Origin of the sequence: Falsiroseomonas sp. E2-1-a20 (assembly GCF_051433195.1) — a bacterium.
Classification (GTDB): domain Bacteria; phylum Pseudomonadota; class Alphaproteobacteria; order Acetobacterales; family Acetobacteraceae; genus Falsiroseomonas.
This window is the reverse complement of the sequence record NZ_JBHMFT010000179.1, coordinates 1-817: the sequence shown is the minus strand read 5'-3', so window position 1 is coordinate 817 and position 817 is coordinate 1. Positions and strand designations below refer to the sequence as shown.

Below are 817 nucleotides of genomic sequence, written 5' to 3'. Positions count from 1 at the left end.
TGCTGCGAAGCTGAAGCACGCAATTGCTGTGGCGGAGCCCGGCCGAACTGGTGAGGTGCGCTATATCGGCGAAGTTGACGCCAGCCCTGATGTGGTGCGGAAGCTGCTGATCCGGCTGGCCGCGCGGCACGGCAAGCTGCACGTGTGTTATGAGGCCGGACCGACCGGCTACGGCCTATATCGTCAGCTGATTGCCCTTGGGCACGCGTGCACAGTGGTGGCGCCTTCGCTGATCCCGCGTAAGCCGGGCGACAGGGTCAAGACGAACCGGCGCGACGCCACGGCCCTGGCTCGGCTGCTCCGGGCTGGTGAATTGACCGCCGTATGGGTGCCGGATGAAGCACACGAGGCAATGCGCGATCTGGCACGCGCCCGCGAGGCCGCTGTCGATGACTTGCGCCGAAAGCGCCAAGCGATTTCGTCGATGCTTCTGAAGCATGGGCGCGCATTCCCCGGGAAGACCACCTGGGGTGCCCGACACGAGCGCTGGCTGGCCGATCAGGCCTTCGACCATCCGCCCCAGCAGTTCGTTTTGCAGGAGCTCATCCTGGCAGCCCGGCACGCGAAGGAGCGGCTGGAGCGCATTGAGGTGGCCATCGTCGAGTTCATGCCGGGGTGGTCGCTGGCGCCGCTCGTCGAGGCCTTGCAGGCACTGCGCGGCATCCGGCTGCCCACGGCGGTGGCGATTGCTGCCGAGATCGGTGACCTCGCCCGGTTCGACAGTGCGCGCCAGTTTATGGGCTATCTCGGCCTGGTGCCGGGCGAGCGCTCAACAGGCGACACGGTGCGCCGCCTCGGCATCACCAAAGCCGGGAAT

General features: G+C 67.0%; 1 protein-coding gene. It reads left to right on the top strand.

Going from position 1 to position 817, the window contains the following annotated elements; genetic code table 11:
• A partial coding sequence (locus ACFHPP_RS31235; RefSeq protein WP_437167113.1) for an IS110 family transposase occupies window positions 1–817 on the top strand: 817 nt, incomplete at both ends.